The following is a 15,105-nucleotide window of genomic DNA, read 5'->3' on the forward strand; positions in this document are numbered from 1 at the left end:
CATGCTGACCGGCTACTCACCGGGCTATTCGGCCATCCTGGGATTGGCCACCTGCATTGTCGTCAGCTACAAGTACAAAGAGACCCATATCGACTACACCTTGGCCGTCGTCATGGCGCTGGTCCTTGCCACGCAGATGACATCGCTGTTGCTCAGCAAGACCGTCGGGCCCGAGGCCGGCAGGAGCTTCAACCGCATGTTTTCTGAAAGGGAGATGGTATTTGCCGGCATCGCCCTTTGCGTGATCTGGTACGCGATTAAAAAAGAACATCGGCCAGCCATTCGTTCAGGGCTTAAACGATTTGTGGAGGCCTCCCGTTCCGGAACGGAAAACAGCCTCAAGATCGGCGCCACCATCGGCGTCATCGGTATCATCATCGGCGTGTTGACCTTTACCGGGTTGGTGCTGACCTTTGCGGACATTGTCATCGAGTTGGCCGGCGGATCGCTGGTGATGACCATCTTTCTGATCGCGCTGGCATCCCTCGTCCTCGGCATGGGCGTGCCGGTCACCGCAGCCTACCTGATTACGGCCGTGGTGGCCGTACCGGCCCTGACCCATCTGGGGGTCAACGAAATCGCCGCCCACATGATCGTCTACTGGCTCTCCCAGGATTCCAACATCACCCCGCCGGTTTGCATTGCGGCCTTTGCGGGGGCGACCATCGCCAAGGCCAACATGTGGCGCACGGCCTTCGCCTCCTTCAAGTTCGCCAAGTTCCTCTACCTGGGGCCGTTCCTTTTCGGCTATGTCCCGGCATTTTCCCTGAACGGCAGCGCCATGGACATCGTCAAGGCTTTCATTTTGATCATCTTTGGCACCTGGCTCTATTCGTATATTTTAAGTGGAATTTGGATCAAGCAAATTATCGCGTGGTTCAAGAAAGCCCCGGCCGCCTGACCGATCCCTGGAAGATCCGTTCACGCCGCTAACTTCAAATCTAAAAAACCCTCGCCGTAACGGGCGGGGGTTTTTTTTGGACGAAAAAAAATGGGCGTTACCGATTACCGGTGCCTATGGGAGGACAACTTCCTGTTCAGCGACCACCAGAAGGTTTTTCGCCAGATATTCATCTTGGAGCAGGGCTATCTTTTTAATGTCAAAAGTGTTTTTCAGCCGGCAGATGTTTCGTTTGTTCAGACCTTGAACGCGGGAAACCATGCTGGGATGGGCGGATATGGTCAGGGGGTCCGGAAGTTTTCCCATCCTGTCCAGTGCGGATGAAATGGCATCGAGAACAATTTCCGCATGCACCAGGTGGCCGAAGGCCGGGTGGTAGGGACCGGCGATAAAGTCGCCCGCCCGGGTCAATCCGTCCGAGGCCTGAAGTCCCATGCGGACCACCGGTATGTCATGCAATTTGAAATAAAGGTACAGGCGTTTTACCAGCGTGACACAAGATTCCAGCGCCATGGGATGATAGCTGCCGTCTTTCAATCGTCCGGCAAGCAGACTGCCCTTGAGAACCAGGGTCGGATAGATCCTGACAAAATCCGGCCGCAAGGCGGCAATCCGGAGGGCGGTTTCCATGGCGCCGTCGTCGTCGTCCCCGGGAAGCCCCACCATCATCTGCAGGCCCACCTGGTAATCTTGCTCCTTTAACATGCCGGTGGCGACCACCGTGCTTGCAGCCCGGTGCCCCCGTCCGGCGACATCGAGGATCCGGTCGTTCATCGACTGAACACCCAACTCTACCGTTGAGACTGGAAAACGGTCCAGCAGGCTCAGGGATTCCTGACTGATGGTGTCCGGTCGGGTGGAGAAGCGAATGCTGTCCACATCCTTTCGCCGCACAAAGGGCATGGCAGCCTCCAGCAGTGACAGGACTGTCCCCTTTTCAAGACCCAGGAAACTGCCCCCGAAAAAGGAAATCTGCGTTGTGGACGGTCGATCTTTGCCGTATTTTAAAAATCGGTTCACTTCCTCTTGAATCTGTTCCGGAGACGGGGTCTGTGCGGTTTTACCGGTAATGACCCGCTGGTTGCAGAAAATACATCGGTGGGGGCATCCCATGTGGGGGATGAAAATAGGGATGATCAAGGGTCGTCCGGCAGGTCCGGCGTCGCTTTGGATTTCCATGGTCAATCGGATCGATCCAACCGCTCGAGGCCTGCCCTGGCGGCTTCCTGCTCAGCCATTTTCTTACTTTTTCCATCGCCTTCGGCAGTGATCCCGGCTACGGTCATCCGAACCCTGAAGGTTTTATCGTGATCCGGGCCAATCTCGTCGATGACCGCATATCGGGGCACTTCGTGATGGATCGACTGAACCCGTTCCTGAAGCATGCTCTTGAAGTCGGTGTCATGGCGCGTGCGGCTGGCGTTGCGCAGCCGTTCACGGAACTGATTTTTCACAAACCCAAAAGCGGCATCGAACCCGCCATCGATATAGATGGCGGCGATCACCGCCTCGGTGGCATCTGCCAGAATCGAGTTTTTTTCCCTGCCGTCGGTCAGTGCTTCCCCTTTTCCCAGCAGCAGGTGGGGGCCAATTCCGATCTCCCGGGCGATGGCTGCCAATTCGGTTTCATTGACCAGTTGAGCCCTGGTTCTGGACAATTCCCCCTCGGTCAGATCCGGGTACCGTTCCATTAAAAGATGGCTGATGGCCAGGTTCAGCACGGCATCGCCTAAAAATTCCAACCGCTCGTTGCTGGTGATGCCGGTTTGGGGCTGCTCGTTGACATAGGAACTGTGGCGAAGCGCATCCGTCAGCTGTTCGACACGCTTGAACCGGTACCCGAGTGCACGTTCCAAGTTGTCGTGGGCGGCGTTTTCGGGAGTCGGGCCATCCATGCTCATGGCTCTAAATGCGCCATCAGGCGTTCATAGCAGGAATAGGGTACATGAAAGTTGCCCGCACCAATACCCATTTGGATTCCCGGGGTAACGGCACCGTGAAAGTCGGTGCCACCGGTGATCAGGAGGTTGTGCTTCAGAGCCAGCTGGCAGTAGCGGGCTGTGGCGGCTTCGGGATGTTCGGGGTAGACGGCCTCGATGCCTTCAAGCCCCATCTCCTTGAGCGTCAGCAGGAAGGTCTCGAAGTCGTCTGCCTGGGGCGTGTCATTCAGAAACGGGTGGGCAAGCACCGCCACCCCTCCTGCGGATCTGATGACGTCAATGGCCTCTTGCATAGGCACCCGGTATTTCTCGACATAGGCCGGTTTGTGCTTGCCTAAAAACCGGTCAAATGCGTCGTCAATTGAATCGGCCAGGCCCTTAGCGACCAGCAATTGGGCAATGTGAGGGCGTCCGGCCGTGGCATCACCGACGACCCGGGACAATTCCTCCATGGTGACGTCCATGCCCATGTCACTGAGCCGTTGGATGATCCGGGGGCTCCTGTTTTCCCGGGAGGATCGAAGGACGGTTAGCAGGTTATTCAGTGATGCGTCTAAAAAATCTAACCCATATCCGAGAATATGGATGCTGCTTTCGGATGGATACCCGTCGGGTGCGGCGGCGCTGATTTCAATTCCGGTGATGAATTCAAGGGATCGGGGAATTCCGCGGGCAAGGGCTGCGGCTGATCCGGAAATCGTGTCATGGTCGGTAATAGACAGCGCTTTCAGGCCGAGCAGAACCGCCATCTCCAGAATTTCGGGTGGTGTCAGGGTGCCGTCAGAGGCCGTTGAGTGGACGTGCAGATCGATACCGGTATGCGGGTCAGATGCCAAGGGCTTTTTCAAAAGCCTCCTCTTTGGTCTTGCAATCGATACACTGGGTGGTGACCGGTCTTGCTTTGAGCCGCTCTATGGAAATGTCTTCACCACATTTATCGCAGATACCAAAGGTGCCGCTTTCGATTCGATCAAGCGCCTTTTTCACTTTCTTGATCAGCTTGTGTTCGCGATCGCGAATGCGCAGCATGAAGTTGCGATCCGATTCCAGCGCCGCCCGATCCGTGGGGTCCGGAAACGTCTCTTTCTGTTCCGTCATGCCCGAAACGGTCTCGCCGGCATGACTCAGTAGTTCCTGCAGCCGCTCGTGAAGGAGCTCTTTAAAAAATTTTCGGTCTTTTTTGTTCATCGCTCAATCCCGCAAAGGTGAAGGTTGCTATGGTTCACAAAAAAAGAAAACTAACACAAGGAAATGGGCATGTAAAGTGCTATTGTGCCATCGCTGCCGATCCAATCGGTCTAAATTTAATCTAATATTCAAGTAGTTGACGGTGTCCAGGGCACCACTGCCGCACGGATCGATGCTTGTTTTCGATCATTCTGAATGATTGGAGCGATCTTTTTCTTGAGTCCTGGCGACAAATCTCTTAAGTAAATGATAAATTAAGCGACTGAACCGCGATCGCGCACGCATTCCCCGTCGCTTGCGGCCGGCAATAGGTGCGGACGGGAGATCGGTATTCATTCTTAGGGGATCAGTCCGCGCGGCTTGTCGAAGCGAAGCGCGGACCCCTCTCACCGGGGGCGCAGGGAGGGTTCAATGTTGACGACGATAACCGACAATCAAGGAGAGCGCTGAATGACCGGGTCAAACCATACCTATGAAACCGATTATCGGACCGTAACCATCAAAACCATCGATGGTTCGACGGTTCAGGGAAAAGTGAACATTTCCCCCAATCAACGGGTCTCCGACCTGCTGACATTGCAGAAGGGACCTTTTCTGGTGGTTGTGGATACCAGCTACATGGACTGCAGCGGTAAAACCCTGTTCATCAACAAGGCCCATATCGTTTGGATTGAACCCGAAGATTGACGACCGCTGTACTAAAAGACGGCAACCCCGCCACCCATCGGCAAGGTTGCCGTCTCTTTCCAATAACGGCCGTTGGCTTTCATGCCAGCTCCGAGATCAGCGTTTCGAGCGATTTCAGGTTGCTGACTGCAAAGGCCTTGTGGTTGTAGTCCTGCGGAACAATTTTTCTCAGCAGGCCCGTCAGGACCCTTCCCGGACCCACTTCCACGAATACCTCCACGTTTTCAGACAGCAGGCGGCGGATTGAATCGTACCACCGCACCGGACTGCACAACTGCATGGCCATGAGCTGCTGGATCGCTTGACCGTCCTCACAGCGGTCGGCGGTAACGTTGTGGATGACGCTGTTTGTCGGTGCGTTGAATGAAAAAGCGCCCAGGTAAGCAATGAATTCATCCTCGGCACCCTTGATCAAATCGCTGTGCCAGGCTCCGCTCACCTTTAGGGGAATCGCCTTGGCACCCTGTGATTTAGCCGCTTCCGAGACGGCTGCCACCGCTTCAGGCGAACCGGTGACAACGATCTGTTGTTCCGCATTGTGATTGGCTACGGAAAGTACCCCGGTGTCACGGCCGGCTTGCACCAGCGTGTCCACGGTCTGGATGTCCAACCCAATGATGGCGCTCATGGCTCCTTTGTGTTTCACCGATTCCCGGTGCATCAATTCGCCCCGCTTGTACACCAGTCGAAGGGTGTCGGCCATTGAAACCACCCCTGCGGAAGCCAGCGCACTGTATTCACCAAGACTGTGGCCGGCAGAAAAACCGCATGTGATCCCGGCACGCTGAATGGCCTCCAGGCAAGCCAGATTAACGGCCGTAACGGCCGGTTGAAGGTTAACGGTTTCCGTCAAGGTTTCCATCGGGCCTTTAAAACAGTACTGGGAAACAGGAGCGCCGGCAATTTCATCGGCGGTGTCGAAGATCTCCCTGACAAAGTCGTATTCCTGGTACAGGTCATGCCCCATGCCGACCGTTTGGGAGCCCTGCCCGGGAAATAAGAAAGCGATTGTTTTCAATGATTTTCCTCCAGATTGAAAAGTTTGCGTGTCAGGTCCAAAGCGACGGATTTGTTGCCGCGACACCCATTTTTTTTCAAATAATCCGTGGGTTCGTGGAGAATCTTATTCACCAGGGCGCCGGTCATGCGTTCAATGGTCCGTTTGTCGGATTCGGAGAGATGGTTCAGCGAGGTCAAGGTCTTTTCCAATTCCTGTCTGGCCACGGCTTCCACTTTGCCCCGCAGAGAAATGATGGTTGGCACCACCTCGAGGGTGTCAACCCATTTGCGAAAGCCAATCACCGCCTCATCGATGATCCGTTGGGCCTTTACCGCCTCCCGGTTGCGGTCTTCGATGTTGTCGTCCACGATACCCTTAAGGTCGTCGATATCGTAAACATAGGCGTTGCTGATGCGGTTGATGTCCGGATCGATGTCTCTGGGTACGGCGATGTCAATGAAAAACAGGCTGCGGTTGCGGCGGCTTTTCATGGCGGTTTTTATCTGATTTTTGCGCAGCACGTATTCGCTGGCACCGGTGGAACTGATGACGATGTCCACATCATTGATGCAGTCGATAATTTCCTCGAATTTAATCGCTTTCCCCCTGAAGCGGGTGGCCAGTTCGACGCCCCTGGAAAAGGTTCGGTTGGCCACGGTAATGGTGCCGGCCCGGTTGCGGATCAGATGTTCGACGGCCAGTTCGGCCATTTCTCCGGCGCCGATCAGCATGACGCGCCGGCCTTCAAGGTCGCCGAAGATCTTTTTCCCCAGTTCGATGGCGGCGTAGCTGATGCTGACGGCGTGGTCGCCGATCCCGGTTTCCGTGCGTACTTTTTTGGCCACGAAGAAGGTGCGGTGGAGCAGTTTGTTGAGGATCACACCGGAGGTTTTCTCCACTGTGGCCTTGCGGTAGGCCTCTTTCATCTGCCCGAGGATCTGGGGTTCGCCCACCACCATGGAATCTAAACTGGCGGCAACCTGCAGGGTGTGACGGACGGCGTCGTCGCCGTCATACCGATAGAGGGAGCTTTCAAACTGGGAAAGGGGCACTTTCTTGAATTCGGCGATAAACTGTTTGGCAATGCTGACCGCCGCGTCGCGCTGGTCGACGGCCATGAGCAGTTCGATCCGATTGCAGGTGGAAAAAAGAACCGACTCAGCGATGGTCGGGTTGTCCCGTAGCATCGCCAGGGCGCGTTCAGTTTCATCGGCCGTAAATGCAATGCACTCCCGAACGTCGACCGAGGCGGTTTTATGATTCAATCCAAGCAGTACAATATCGCGCATAATAGAAGATCACAGTCGATCCGTGTCCTGCCGTACCTGCGGCAGGGGGGACCGGGTTTATATCCTTATATGGATCTACATGGCCGTAAAGCTTCCGTGGTGGCCCTGCAGCAGAAAATTGACGCCGAAAAAAGTGAAAAGGATGACGCCAAAACCGATGATGGCCATGATTGCCGCCCGTCTTCCCCGCCACCCGACAGTCAGCCGCTCATGGAGCAGTGCCGCGTAAAACAGCCATGTGATGGCGGACCAGACCTCCTTGGGGTCCCAGCTCCAGAACCTCCCCCAGATGGCTTTGGCGTAGATGACACCGGTGATCAAACCGATGGTGACCATTGAAAAACCCACGACGATGCTGGCATAACCGGTGGTATCCAGCAGGTCCAGTGATGGCAGGCGGCTGAAGAAAAACCCGCGGGTCTTCCTTTTGATGGCATTTTCCTGGAGCAGGTACAGCATGCCCAGGCCGCAGGCCAGAGCAAAGGCCGCATTGCCCATGAAGATGGTGATGATATGGGCGGCCAACCACCAGCTTTTCAGCAGTTGAGGATTCTCGGACACCGGCCTGGGCATCTGGTAAGCGGCGATCATCACCAGGGTGACCAGCGGTGCGGCATAAATACCCAGTACTTTAAGCTTGTACCTGAGGGAAAAGGCAAGAAAGACCGCCGCGATCGCCCAGCCGGTGAACGACAGGGTTTCATGGAGGTTGTTGACCGGAAAATGGCCCGACCGAAGGCCGCAGGCGACCAGGGACACCGTGTGCAGGGCAAACCCGGCGGCCATCAGGCCGAAGGCAGTCCGCTGCAGAAACGGTTTCTGAAAAAAGAGATAGCCGAAATAGCAGGCACAGCTGAACATGTAGATGATGGTGGCGATGACGAAAACGGGCTCCATGTCACTCCTGGGGCTGCTGGTTGGATGGCATTAGCTGGTGGTAACGGTAACCGGGGCCCAGAACGCTTTCCAGCAATTGGTCGATCTGATCTACCTTTTGGGCCTTTACCAAGGCAAGCAGGTCACCGTGGATCAGCTGTTCGAAAAGGGGTTTGTGCACTTCCGGTTCGTGGGCGTCGGCCAGCAGTTTGCTGCGGATCGCGCCCATCAGCTCCAGCACCAGGCCATATTCGGGGCCGAACTGGGTTTCAAGGCGTTTCCGGATATGTTTGGCAAAGGCGGGGCTTTTGCCGGCCGTGGAGATAGCGATGACAAAATTGCCGCGACGCACAATGGCCGGGAGGATGAAATTGCAGATTTCCGGCCGGTCGGCAATGTTGCACAGCAGGTTCAGGCGCTCCGCGTCAGCGTTGATCTGCCGGTTCAGTGTTTCGCTATCGGTGGCGCCGATTACCAGAAACATGCCCTCCACATCCGACGCGCGATAGGGGCGCTGTTTCAGTACGATGGCCTTTTCAGCGGCCAGTTGCCTGACCGCCGGAGAGACTTTCGGGCTGACCACGGTTACCACGGCACCGCATTGATTCAAGGTGTCCACCTTGCGGGCACCCACCCGCCCGCCACCCACCACCAAGCATCGTCGGCCTTTAATGTCAAGATTTACCGGATAGTATCGCATCTCTACCATTTCAAGGTTGCCGGGTTCGAAAAAAACCGATATCAGCCTTACGCTTCATCCGTCACCGCTGTGGTATAATCCTGTCTACTCCTCATTCCCCAATAGCCGCAAGCCCTGATTTCGGATGTGAAACGAACCCGGAAGAAACCATATCATGCAGGATCACTCAAAGATCGAGGGTCATCAAGTCCCGCGCCAGTAAAACCAAACCACTATAGGTGCTCCGGCACTGATTTTCAATATCGGCGTCCTCGCATGCCGGATAAAAATGAGTCAGTACCAAACGCCTGACACCAGCGGCCTGGGCGATTGACCCTGCTAGTGCGGGGGTTAAATGGCCGTCGATTTTTTTGTCGTCGGGAAATGCCGATTCACAGATCATCAGGTCGGCCTTGGCGGCGATAGCCGTCAGACCGTCGCAGACATCGCTATCGCCGGAATAGACCAGTGTTTTTCCCTCGGCATCGACAATGCGATAGGCCAAGCTTTCCGGTCGGTGGGCCACAGGCATGGAAGAAACCGTAAAGGATGAGAACGAGCGGCGATCCGCCTGTTGCGTATCGAGTTCAACGATGGTGAACATGTCGGGTGGCAGCACAATCCAGTTTCCGTAAACCGTTTTCAGTCGTTCGAAAAAGGTCCGGAACCCCTGTCCCGCCACAATGGTCAGGGGCTGTTTCTGGGATGATGGCGCCGGGTACTTCAAGGCGAACAGGAAGGATGCCAGTTCGCCGATGTGGTCCGGGTGAAAATGGCTGAGAAACAGGTAGGAAATGTCGAAGATGGCGACATCGACTTCCAGCAGGCGACGCATGATCCCCGGGCCACAGTCGAAAAGCAGGTTTTCCCCGCTGGTTCGCATCAGAAAGGAGCAGGGGCTGCGCGTCAGCGACGGCACACAGGTTCCGGATCCAAGAATAGTGATTTGGCTTTGCAAGACAGGTAGCCTCCTCGATGAAGTTGGGCGTCCGGCATCCATGTTAGGATGAACCCGATAAGAATTCAACCGCAAGAAAAGATTTCATCGCCGTTGAACGGTGGGTTGGCGTGGGAAAATGGAGCCGGCAGCTGCTGTCCGAAAACGCTTTTCGCACCGGGTGTTTTTTATTTCTTGACGCATTCGGCTGCAATGACCGCACAATCATGATGCTTGACATGGATGAATGGTATTTGTTATTTCAGCCGCTATTCGAAAACTGTTTTGAATCTATTAAATCTGACCAGCGCAACGAATCTGTTTCGGTCTCGCTGGCGGCGCCCGATCCTCTTTTCCATCGAATAAGACGTTATGTTTCATTTTTTTGATAAACCCCGTCCGGCCAGATACGCTCCGGCGGATGAATAAGACGACTGATGACTAAACACGGACACTCCGTTTGTTCGACTATAAAAAAAACAGGGACTGGGCAGAAAATCTGACCATCGTCATGCAGCTGGGACTGACCATGGCCGGCTGCATCGTTTTTTGTTTTTTTGTGGGGCACTATCTGGATAAATGGCTGGAACTCAAGGGAGTGTTCACCACGGTTTTCCTCCTTCTCGGCATTGCCGGCGGCGCCAACGTCTGCTATCGACAGATACTGGAAATCACAGAACCGAAAGACAAGGCAGGTCCTGATGGAAACGGACACAACGGTTCTTGACCTACAAAAAAAATACGGTTCGCGGGCCTTGGTACTGGCCATTGGTGCCGGTCTCCTTTTTCTGGCCGTGGGCCAAAAAGAGGTTTGCCGCGGATTGGTTCTTGGCGGGGTATTCAGCGCCGTCAATTTTGCGCTGATGGGCCAGGCGTTGCGCTACCGTCTCAGCGACAATCGCAAGGCGGCCGCCCGGCGATCTCTCCTTTCCCTGCTGCTGCGTTATGCCTTGTTGGCGATACCGCTCGTCTTGGCCGTGCAGTCCGACCGGTTTAATTTTCCAGCCACGGCAGTAGGTCTATTCATGGTTCAGCTGGTGATCATGATCGAACATGGTTCCCGGTTGATTGTCGGTGCTGTCAAACACTGAACCAAGGGCGACGATACATGGGAGAACTCGGAAGAATTCATCAATTGATCATACCGGTTTTCGGCTATTCGATGACTTTCAACCTCGAGGTCATTCTCATGACCTGGATCGCATTTTTAGTGATCATTGCGCTGGGTTTATTAACGGCGCACAAACGGGGCATGGTGCCGGCATCCATGCAGGTATTCGGGGAACTGCTGGTCTCCAATCTCTACAAATTGACCGAAGACGCCCTGGACAAGGAGATGGCCAAAAAGTACGGGCCCTTGATCTGTGCGCTGTTCTTGTTTCTGCTGGTTTCCAATTGGCTGGGGATCGTTCCTCACCTGGATGAGCCCACCAAGGACCTCAATACGCCCTTGAGTCTCGGCCTGATGGGTTTTGTCATCGCCCATGTCGCGGGGATACGGAAAAAAGGGTTTAAAAATTATGCCAGCGAGTATTTTCAGCCGATTTTTTTTATGGCGCCGTTGAATATCATCGGCGAGTTCGCCAAGATCGTATCCATATCCTTCCGTCTGTTCGGCAATATCATGGGCGGGTCGATCATCATTCTTGTGGTTTCCTATCTGACATACAGCATCTTGCTGCCGCCTTTTCTTTACGCCTTTTTCGGCATGTTCGTAGGTACCATTCAGGCGTTCGTTTTCACAATGTTAACGGTTGTATACATCTCAGTCCAGGTGAAATAGATGATGGATCTCGATGTTCAGGCCTGGGTTAAGGTTGCCGCGTTTGCCGGCGGGGGTATTGCCATGGGGTTGGGTGCGGTCGGCGCTGCCATCGGCGAAGGGTATACCGCTGCCCAGGCCAATCTGGCCGTTTCCAGGAATCCGAAGATTTCCGGGGATATCTTCAAAAACATGCTGGTGGGGCAGGCGGTGGCCGAATCGGCCTCTATTTTTGCCTTGGTGGTCGCTATCCTGCTTCTGTTCATGGACAAGGGGAATCCAACGATGCTCAAGGCGGCTGCCCTGTTCGGTGCCGGCGTCAGTATGGGATTCGGGGCTATCGGTTCGGGTGTCGGGTCCGGGTTTCCCGGTGGCCAGGCCTGCCTGGGAATCTCCCGCCAGCCGGCAGCATCCAGCAAGCTTACCACCAACATGCTCATCGGATCCGCCGTTTGCCAGACCCCGGCGATCTTCTCCATGGTTGTGGCACTGATGCTTCTGTTCATGGATTTTTCCACTGCACCCCTTCACCCCACATGGGCTGCGCTGGTGGGAGCCGGTCTGAGCACGGGACTGGCCGCCATCGGTTCGGGATACGGCGGCGGCATGGCTGCCGGGGCCAGCTGCGAAGGCGTTGCCCGTCAGCCGGAGGCGGTGGGGAACGTCACGACCGTTATGCTGGTGGGCCAGGCCGTGGCCCAGACGCCGTCCATTTTCGGATTGCTGGTGAGTTTTATCCTGATGTTTAAAACCTTTCCCGAGTCCATGCAGATACAGGCGGCCATGGCACTGTTGAGCGCAGGTCTTTGCACCGGCCTTGGCGGCATTGGACCGGGTGTGGGCAACGGCATGGCGGCGGAGGGCGCCGTTCGCTGGGTGGCCCGCAACGTCAACCATGCGGCGGATCTCATGCGGACCATGCTGGTGGGCCAGGCGGTCTCCCAGTCCACGGCAATCTACGCGATGGTGGTCAGCCTGGTGTTGATCTTTGTCCTGTAGCTTTATGATTTCAGCGATGCTCTGGTCGCTGAACTTCCAGATATTCAACGACACGATGATAAAACGGTAACGGAGGAGGCGTATCATGGCTATCGAAGGTGTAGACATTGTCAAAGCGGCAGCATTTCTGGGTGCAGGTATTTCCATGGGGCTGGGCGCCATCGGCCCCGGCGTGGGTGAAGGAATGGTGGCAGCCAAAGCGTGCGAGGCCATCGGTAAGAACCCCAAGGAAGCGGGACTGCTGACCCGAACCATGCTGGTGGGCCAGGCGGTTTCCGAATCAACCGGTATCTACTCCCTGGTTATTGCTCTGTTGCTGCTGTTTGTGGTTTAGCGGACCCCCAACGACGCCGGCCATTTCGGATCCGTCTCAACCTGCCGCCAGGCATTGAAACCATCTAGCGGCAATTATTCTACAAAGAGCGTCCACCATGGAAATTATTGCGACCAACGCGCTGATTAGTATCAACGAGACCGTTATCGTCCAACTGGTCTCCTTCCTGATCTTTCTCTATGTCATGAACCGGATCATGTTCCGCCCACTGCTCAGCACTATTTCCCAGCGGAAGGAGCTCATTGCCGATTTCCAGAAAGACATCATTTCAGGGCAAGAAGACCTGGTCCGGCTGGGAAAAGAACTCGATCGCGAGCAGGCCAGAGTCATCCAAGAGGCCCACAAGGTCGTTCTTTCCCTTGAAACCGAAGGGGATAAGCGGGCCGCGGATATTTTGGAAGAGGTCCGGCAACAGATTTCAGACTTGAGACATGAAACCGAGGCCCGGGTGAAAGATCAGGTACGTCAGGCACGCACGGAGTTGGCCGGGGAGGTGGAGGCCGTTACCCTGACAATCATGGAAAAAGTGCTTCATCGGAGGCTGCAATCATGAGGTTGACTGAAAGAGCCGGTGCGCTGTGCGTCACGATCCTGTTTGCGGGGTTGTTTATGGTGGCGCTGCCCGAAGCGGCCCAGGCCGCAGACCCCCAATGGAGACCCACCTACGACTTGGCCATGCGCTGGGTCAACTTTATCATCCTCGTTGCCGTGATTGTAAAATATGCCAAAGAACCCATAAAAGATTTTTTAAAACTGCAAAAAAGCGATATCACGTCCGAAATCGGTGAACTGGAAACCGAGAAAGCCAGGATCATCAGTCAAATCAAGGCAGTAAAGAAAAAAGGGGCTGAAAGCCGGACCCATTTTAAGGAACTGAAAGATCGATTGATTGCCCAGGGAGAGACACGCAAACAGCAGATCGTGGAACAGGCCAGGCAACAAAGTAAAATCATGCTTGAAGAGACCCGGCGCAAGATGGAGAACCGGATCACCCAGGCCAGGGCCGGGTTAAAACTGGAGCTGCTGGATATGGCCATCGATCAGGCAATGGCAAAACTGCCTGACATCATGACCGCGAAAGACGCTCAGCACTTGTTGGATGACTACATGAGCGGTCTTCACGATTGAACAAAAGCACGTCGCGTCCACACAACTAGCCTTTCATACGATTTAACCGATCTTGTTTTGCGGCTTGACAGCGCCACCATTTTTCATTAGGGAACCCTCGGTTCTTATTTCGTCAAACCAACCTCTATCAATAGCCGTTTTAGGATATAACGGGCAGGACGGGACCTCTATCATGGATAAAAATTCCTCCATTGAAACCTTTATCAAGGATCAGATCGAAAAGTGGAAAAAACAGACCCAAACCCATATTCCGGTAATCACCATTTCTTCGGAACCGGGTAGCGGGGGGCGGGTCATCGCCCGGGGGCTGGCCAAACGGCTCGGCATCGATCTGTTTGACCGGGACATCGTCAAGGAAATTGCTGAAAGTGCCCACATCAGTGGGGCCGTGATCGAAACCATGGAAAAAGACCGACTCTCCGGGATCAAGGATTTTATTGCTTCCCTGGTGAACGACCGTTATCTGTGGCCGGGGGTTTACCTGGATCACCTGATGAAAGTGGTCGCCGCGATCGCCAGCCACGGCAATGCCATCATCGTCGGTCGGGGTGCCAACTTTCTGATTCCGCCGGAAGACCGCTTGAGTGTTCGCGTTATTGCGCCTTTGGAGGTCCGGGTGAAGAATGTGGCCAAGGAGTTCGGCGTTACCCGGGAAGAAGCCAAGCGGCGGGTGATCAACCGGGAAAACCGGCGATCTGCCTTTATCCGCCAATCCTTCAATGCCGACGTCGCCGATCCTCGTAACTATGATTTGGTGGTCAACACCCAGAAACTGGACATCGACGCATGTTTGGGGGCGGTGATCGGCATGGTGGTCGGCAGCAAGGATGTGTTGGCAAAAAAGCCGGCTGCGGTAAAGCCTAAAAAGAAGTGATGCTTGCGGTCACCCGGCCGTTTGTTGATGAACTGAAAAAGCCGCCCCGATGGCATCAGACCGTCGGGGCGGCTTTTTTATTGCAGCGCTTTTGTCTGGTCTCATTGTTCGCTTTAGTCGGGATAGACCCCTGCGCAGCACAGATTCCCGCCTCATTTATGAATGCGATTCATCAAGAACACCGCCCTCAACAATTTGACTGATTCGTAATATTCTGAATTTATATAAAAAACCATTTACCTGTTTGACATTGGGCCGCGAGTGATTTAAAAGGATCCTTTTTCAGGGGGAGCAGCTGCAAGAAGCCGCTGTATTCACCCAATTAAAAATGGTTTGCTAAAACGGCGCATCGATCACCAATGGGGTCGATGTACCTTTATGATGTTCATACATCCGATTCGTAAAAAGGATTCAAGATGGAAGGAGCCCTGCTTCCGATTGTTGTTTTTCTGGCGGTCTATGTCGCGCTGAGCTTCGAACTGGTCAACAAGGCCGTGGCCGCGCTGCTTGG

General features: G+C 54.8%; 20 protein-coding genes. 11 read left to right on the plus strand and 9 right to left on the minus strand.

The annotated features are described in order from the left end of the window. Nucleotides 1-901, plus strand: a 901-nt coding sequence (locus ACZCED_RS23205; RefSeq protein ID WP_464861884.1) for a TRAP transporter large permease subunit, incomplete at its 5' end; no start/stop codon positions are given. 114 nt (nt 902-1,015) lie between these two features. On the opposite strand, the gene ACZCED_RS23210 is transcribed toward ACZCED_RS23205, so the two are convergent. Genes ACZCED_RS23210 through dksA form a run of 4 tightly spaced genes read right to left on the minus strand, consistent with a single transcriptional unit; the run spans nt 1,016 to nt 4,029 of the window. Beyond that, nucleotides 1,016-2,080: an elongator complex protein 3 gene (locus tag ACZCED_RS23210; RefSeq protein ID WP_464861885.1), complete on the minus strand. Its 1,065-nt coding sequence runs from the start codon at nt 2,078-2,080 to the stop codon at nt 1,016-1,018. A 2-nt stretch (nt 2,081-2,082) separates the two neighbouring features. Then, nucleotides 2,083-2,796 (minus strand): ribonuclease III, encoded by a 714-nt coding sequence (gene rnc, locus ACZCED_RS23215; RefSeq protein WP_464861886.1) that lies wholly within the window; start codon nt 2,794-2,796, stop codon nt 2,083-2,085. A 2-nt stretch (nt 2,797-2,798) separates the two neighbouring features. Further along, nucleotides 2,799-3,689, minus strand: coding sequence for a PHP domain-containing protein (locus ACZCED_RS23220; RefSeq protein ID WP_464861887.1), 891 nt, complete (start codon nt 3,687-3,689; stop codon nt 2,799-2,801). Further along, the gene (dksA, locus tag ACZCED_RS23225) at nt 3,667-4,029 is read right to left on the minus strand and encodes an RNA polymerase-binding protein DksA (protein ID WP_462970838.1); all 363 of its coding nucleotides are present in this window, start codon (nt 4,027-4,029) and stop codon (nt 3,667-3,669) included. Before dksA ends, ACZCED_RS23220 begins: the two co-directional genes overlap by 23 nt. A gap of 450 nt (nt 4,030-4,479) precedes the next feature. Between dksA and ACZCED_RS23230 the strand changes: the two genes are divergently transcribed. Continuing rightward, nucleotides 4,480-4,716 carry a DUF6812 domain-containing protein gene (locus ACZCED_RS23230; RefSeq protein ID WP_462970839.1) on the plus strand — a complete coding sequence of 79 codons (237 nt, stop codon included), beginning with the start codon at nt 4,480-4,482 and terminating at the stop codon, nt 4,714-4,716. Nucleotides 4,717-4,795: 79 nt separating this feature from the next. Here the strand turns inward: ACZCED_RS23230 and fabD are convergent, their stop codons facing one another. From fabD to ACZCED_RS23255, 5 genes are all read right to left on the minus strand, one after another. Beyond that, complete coding sequence (gene fabD / locus ACZCED_RS23235; RefSeq protein WP_462970840.1) at nt 4,796-5,734, minus strand: ACP S-malonyltransferase; 939 nt, start codon at nt 5,732-5,734, stop codon at nt 4,796-4,798. Beyond that, nucleotides 5,731-7,005, minus strand: a complete 1,275-nt coding sequence (gene hemA, locus ACZCED_RS23240; protein ID WP_462970841.1) for a glutamyl-tRNA reductase — start codon at nt 7,003-7,005, stop codon at nt 5,731-5,733. Before hemA ends, fabD begins: the two co-directional genes overlap by 4 nt. Before the next feature lie 75 nt (nt 7,006-7,080). Continuing rightward, nucleotides 7,081-7,902 carry a c-type cytochrome biogenesis protein CcsB gene (gene ccsB / locus ACZCED_RS23245; RefSeq protein WP_462970842.1) on the minus strand — a complete coding sequence of 274 codons (822 nt, stop codon included), beginning with the start codon at nt 7,900-7,902 and terminating at the stop codon, nt 7,081-7,083. A 1-nt stretch (nt 7,903) separates the two neighbouring features. Next, complete coding sequence (locus tag ACZCED_RS23250) at nt 7,904-8,590, minus strand: precorrin-2 dehydrogenase/sirohydrochlorin ferrochelatase family protein (protein WP_462970843.1); 687 nt, start codon at nt 8,588-8,590, stop codon at nt 7,904-7,906. Between the two features lie 157 nt (nt 8,591-8,747). Next, a complete protein-coding gene (locus tag ACZCED_RS23255; protein WP_462970844.1) occupies nt 8,748-9,518 on the minus strand; it encodes an MBL fold metallo-hydrolase in 771 nt (256 codons plus the stop codon). 110 nt (nt 9,519-9,628) lie between these two features. Here ACZCED_RS23255 and ACZCED_RS23260 point away from each other — a divergent pair, with 110 nt between their 5' ends. The 9 genes from ACZCED_RS23260 (at nt 9,629) to ACZCED_RS23300 (ending at nt 14,594) form a co-directional block, all read left to right on the plus strand. Further along, nucleotides 9,629-9,886, plus strand: coding sequence for a hypothetical protein (locus tag ACZCED_RS23260; RefSeq protein ID WP_462970845.1), 258 nt, complete (start codon nt 9,629-9,631; stop codon nt 9,884-9,886). Nucleotides 9,887-9,957: 71 nt separating this feature from the next. Next, nucleotides 9,958-10,224, plus strand: a complete 267-nt coding sequence (locus tag ACZCED_RS23265) for an AtpZ/AtpI family protein (protein WP_462970846.1) — start codon at nt 9,958-9,960, stop codon at nt 10,222-10,224. Beyond that, a complete protein-coding gene (locus tag ACZCED_RS23270) occupies nt 10,199-10,588 on the plus strand; it encodes an ATP synthase subunit I (RefSeq protein ID WP_464861888.1) in 390 nt (129 codons plus the stop codon). The genes ACZCED_RS23265 and ACZCED_RS23270 overlap by 26 nt, the downstream gene beginning before the upstream one ends. A 17-nt stretch (nt 10,589-10,605) precedes the next feature. After that, nucleotides 10,606-11,280, plus strand: a complete 675-nt coding sequence (atpB, locus tag ACZCED_RS23275; protein WP_462970848.1) for a F0F1 ATP synthase subunit A — start codon at nt 10,606-10,608, stop codon at nt 11,278-11,280. Beyond that, nucleotides 11,281-12,258 carry an ATP synthase F0 subunit C gene (gene atpE, locus ACZCED_RS23280; protein WP_462970849.1) on the plus strand — a complete coding sequence of 326 codons (978 nt, stop codon included), beginning with the start codon at nt 11,281-11,283 and terminating at the stop codon, nt 12,256-12,258. Between the two features lie 85 nt (nt 12,259-12,343). Next, nucleotides 12,344-12,592, plus strand: coding sequence for an ATP synthase F0 subunit C (gene atpE / locus ACZCED_RS23285; RefSeq protein WP_319406492.1), 249 nt, complete (start codon nt 12,344-12,346; stop codon nt 12,590-12,592). A gap of 97 nt (nt 12,593-12,689) precedes the next feature. Further along, nucleotides 12,690-13,145 (plus strand): F0F1 ATP synthase subunit B family protein, encoded by a 456-nt coding sequence (locus ACZCED_RS23290; protein ID WP_462970850.1) that lies wholly within the window; start codon nt 12,690-12,692, stop codon nt 13,143-13,145. Next, nucleotides 13,142-13,720: a F0F1 ATP synthase subunit B family protein gene (locus ACZCED_RS23295; RefSeq protein ID WP_462970851.1), complete on the plus strand. Its 579-nt coding sequence runs from the start codon at nt 13,142-13,144 to the stop codon at nt 13,718-13,720. Before ACZCED_RS23290 ends, ACZCED_RS23295 begins: the two co-directional genes overlap by 4 nt. Nucleotides 13,721-13,892: 172 nt before the next feature. Beyond that, nucleotides 13,893-14,594 (plus strand): cytidylate kinase-like family protein, encoded by a 702-nt coding sequence (locus tag ACZCED_RS23300; RefSeq protein WP_462970852.1) that lies wholly within the window; start codon nt 13,893-13,895, stop codon nt 14,592-14,594. Nucleotides 14,595-15,105: the final 511 nt, after the last annotated feature.

It is taken from the genome of Desulfosarcina sp., from assembly GCF_055467485.1.

Excerpts from the sequence above, each read along its gene's own strand:
- ACZCED_RS23210 (WP_464861885.1), bottom strand. The coding sequence starts at position 2,080 with ATGGAAATCCAAAGCGACGCCGGACCTGCCGGACGACCCTTGATCATC.
- rnc (WP_464861886.1), bottom strand. The coding sequence starts at position 2,796 with ATGGATGGCCCGACTCCCGAAAACGCCGCCCACGACAACTTGGAACGT.
- dksA (WP_462970838.1), bottom strand. The coding sequence starts at position 4,029 with ATGAACAAAAAAGACCGAAAATTTTTTAAAGAGCTCCTTCACGAGCGG.
- ACZCED_RS23230 (WP_462970839.1), top strand. The coding sequence starts at position 4,480 with ATGACCGGGTCAAACCATACCTATGAAACCGATTATCGGACCGTAACC.
- hemA (WP_462970841.1), bottom strand. The coding sequence starts at position 7,005 with ATGCGCGATATTGTACTGCTTGGATTGAATCATAAAACCGCCTCGGTC.
- ccsB (WP_462970842.1), bottom strand. The coding sequence starts at position 7,902 with ATGGAGCCCGTTTTCGTCATCGCCACCATCATCTACATGTTCAGCTGT.
- ACZCED_RS23250 (WP_462970843.1), bottom strand. The coding sequence starts at position 8,590 with ATGGTAGAGATGCGATACTATCCGGTAAATCTTGACATTAAAGGCCGA.
- ACZCED_RS23270 (WP_464861888.1), top strand. The coding sequence starts at position 10,199 with ATGGAAACGGACACAACGGTTCTTGACCTACAAAAAAAATACGGTTCG.
- atpB (WP_462970848.1), top strand. The coding sequence starts at position 10,606 with ATGGGAGAACTCGGAAGAATTCATCAATTGATCATACCGGTTTTCGGC.
- atpE (WP_462970849.1), top strand. The coding sequence starts at position 11,281 with ATGATGGATCTCGATGTTCAGGCCTGGGTTAAGGTTGCCGCGTTTGCC.
- atpE (WP_319406492.1), top strand. The coding sequence starts at position 12,344 with ATGGCTATCGAAGGTGTAGACATTGTCAAAGCGGCAGCATTTCTGGGT.
- ACZCED_RS23290 (WP_462970850.1), top strand. The coding sequence starts at position 12,690 with ATGGAAATTATTGCGACCAACGCGCTGATTAGTATCAACGAGACCGTT.
- ACZCED_RS23295 (WP_462970851.1), top strand. The coding sequence starts at position 13,142 with ATGAGGTTGACTGAAAGAGCCGGTGCGCTGTGCGTCACGATCCTGTTT.
- ACZCED_RS23300 (WP_462970852.1), top strand. The coding sequence starts at position 13,893 with ATGGATAAAAATTCCTCCATTGAAACCTTTATCAAGGATCAGATCGAA.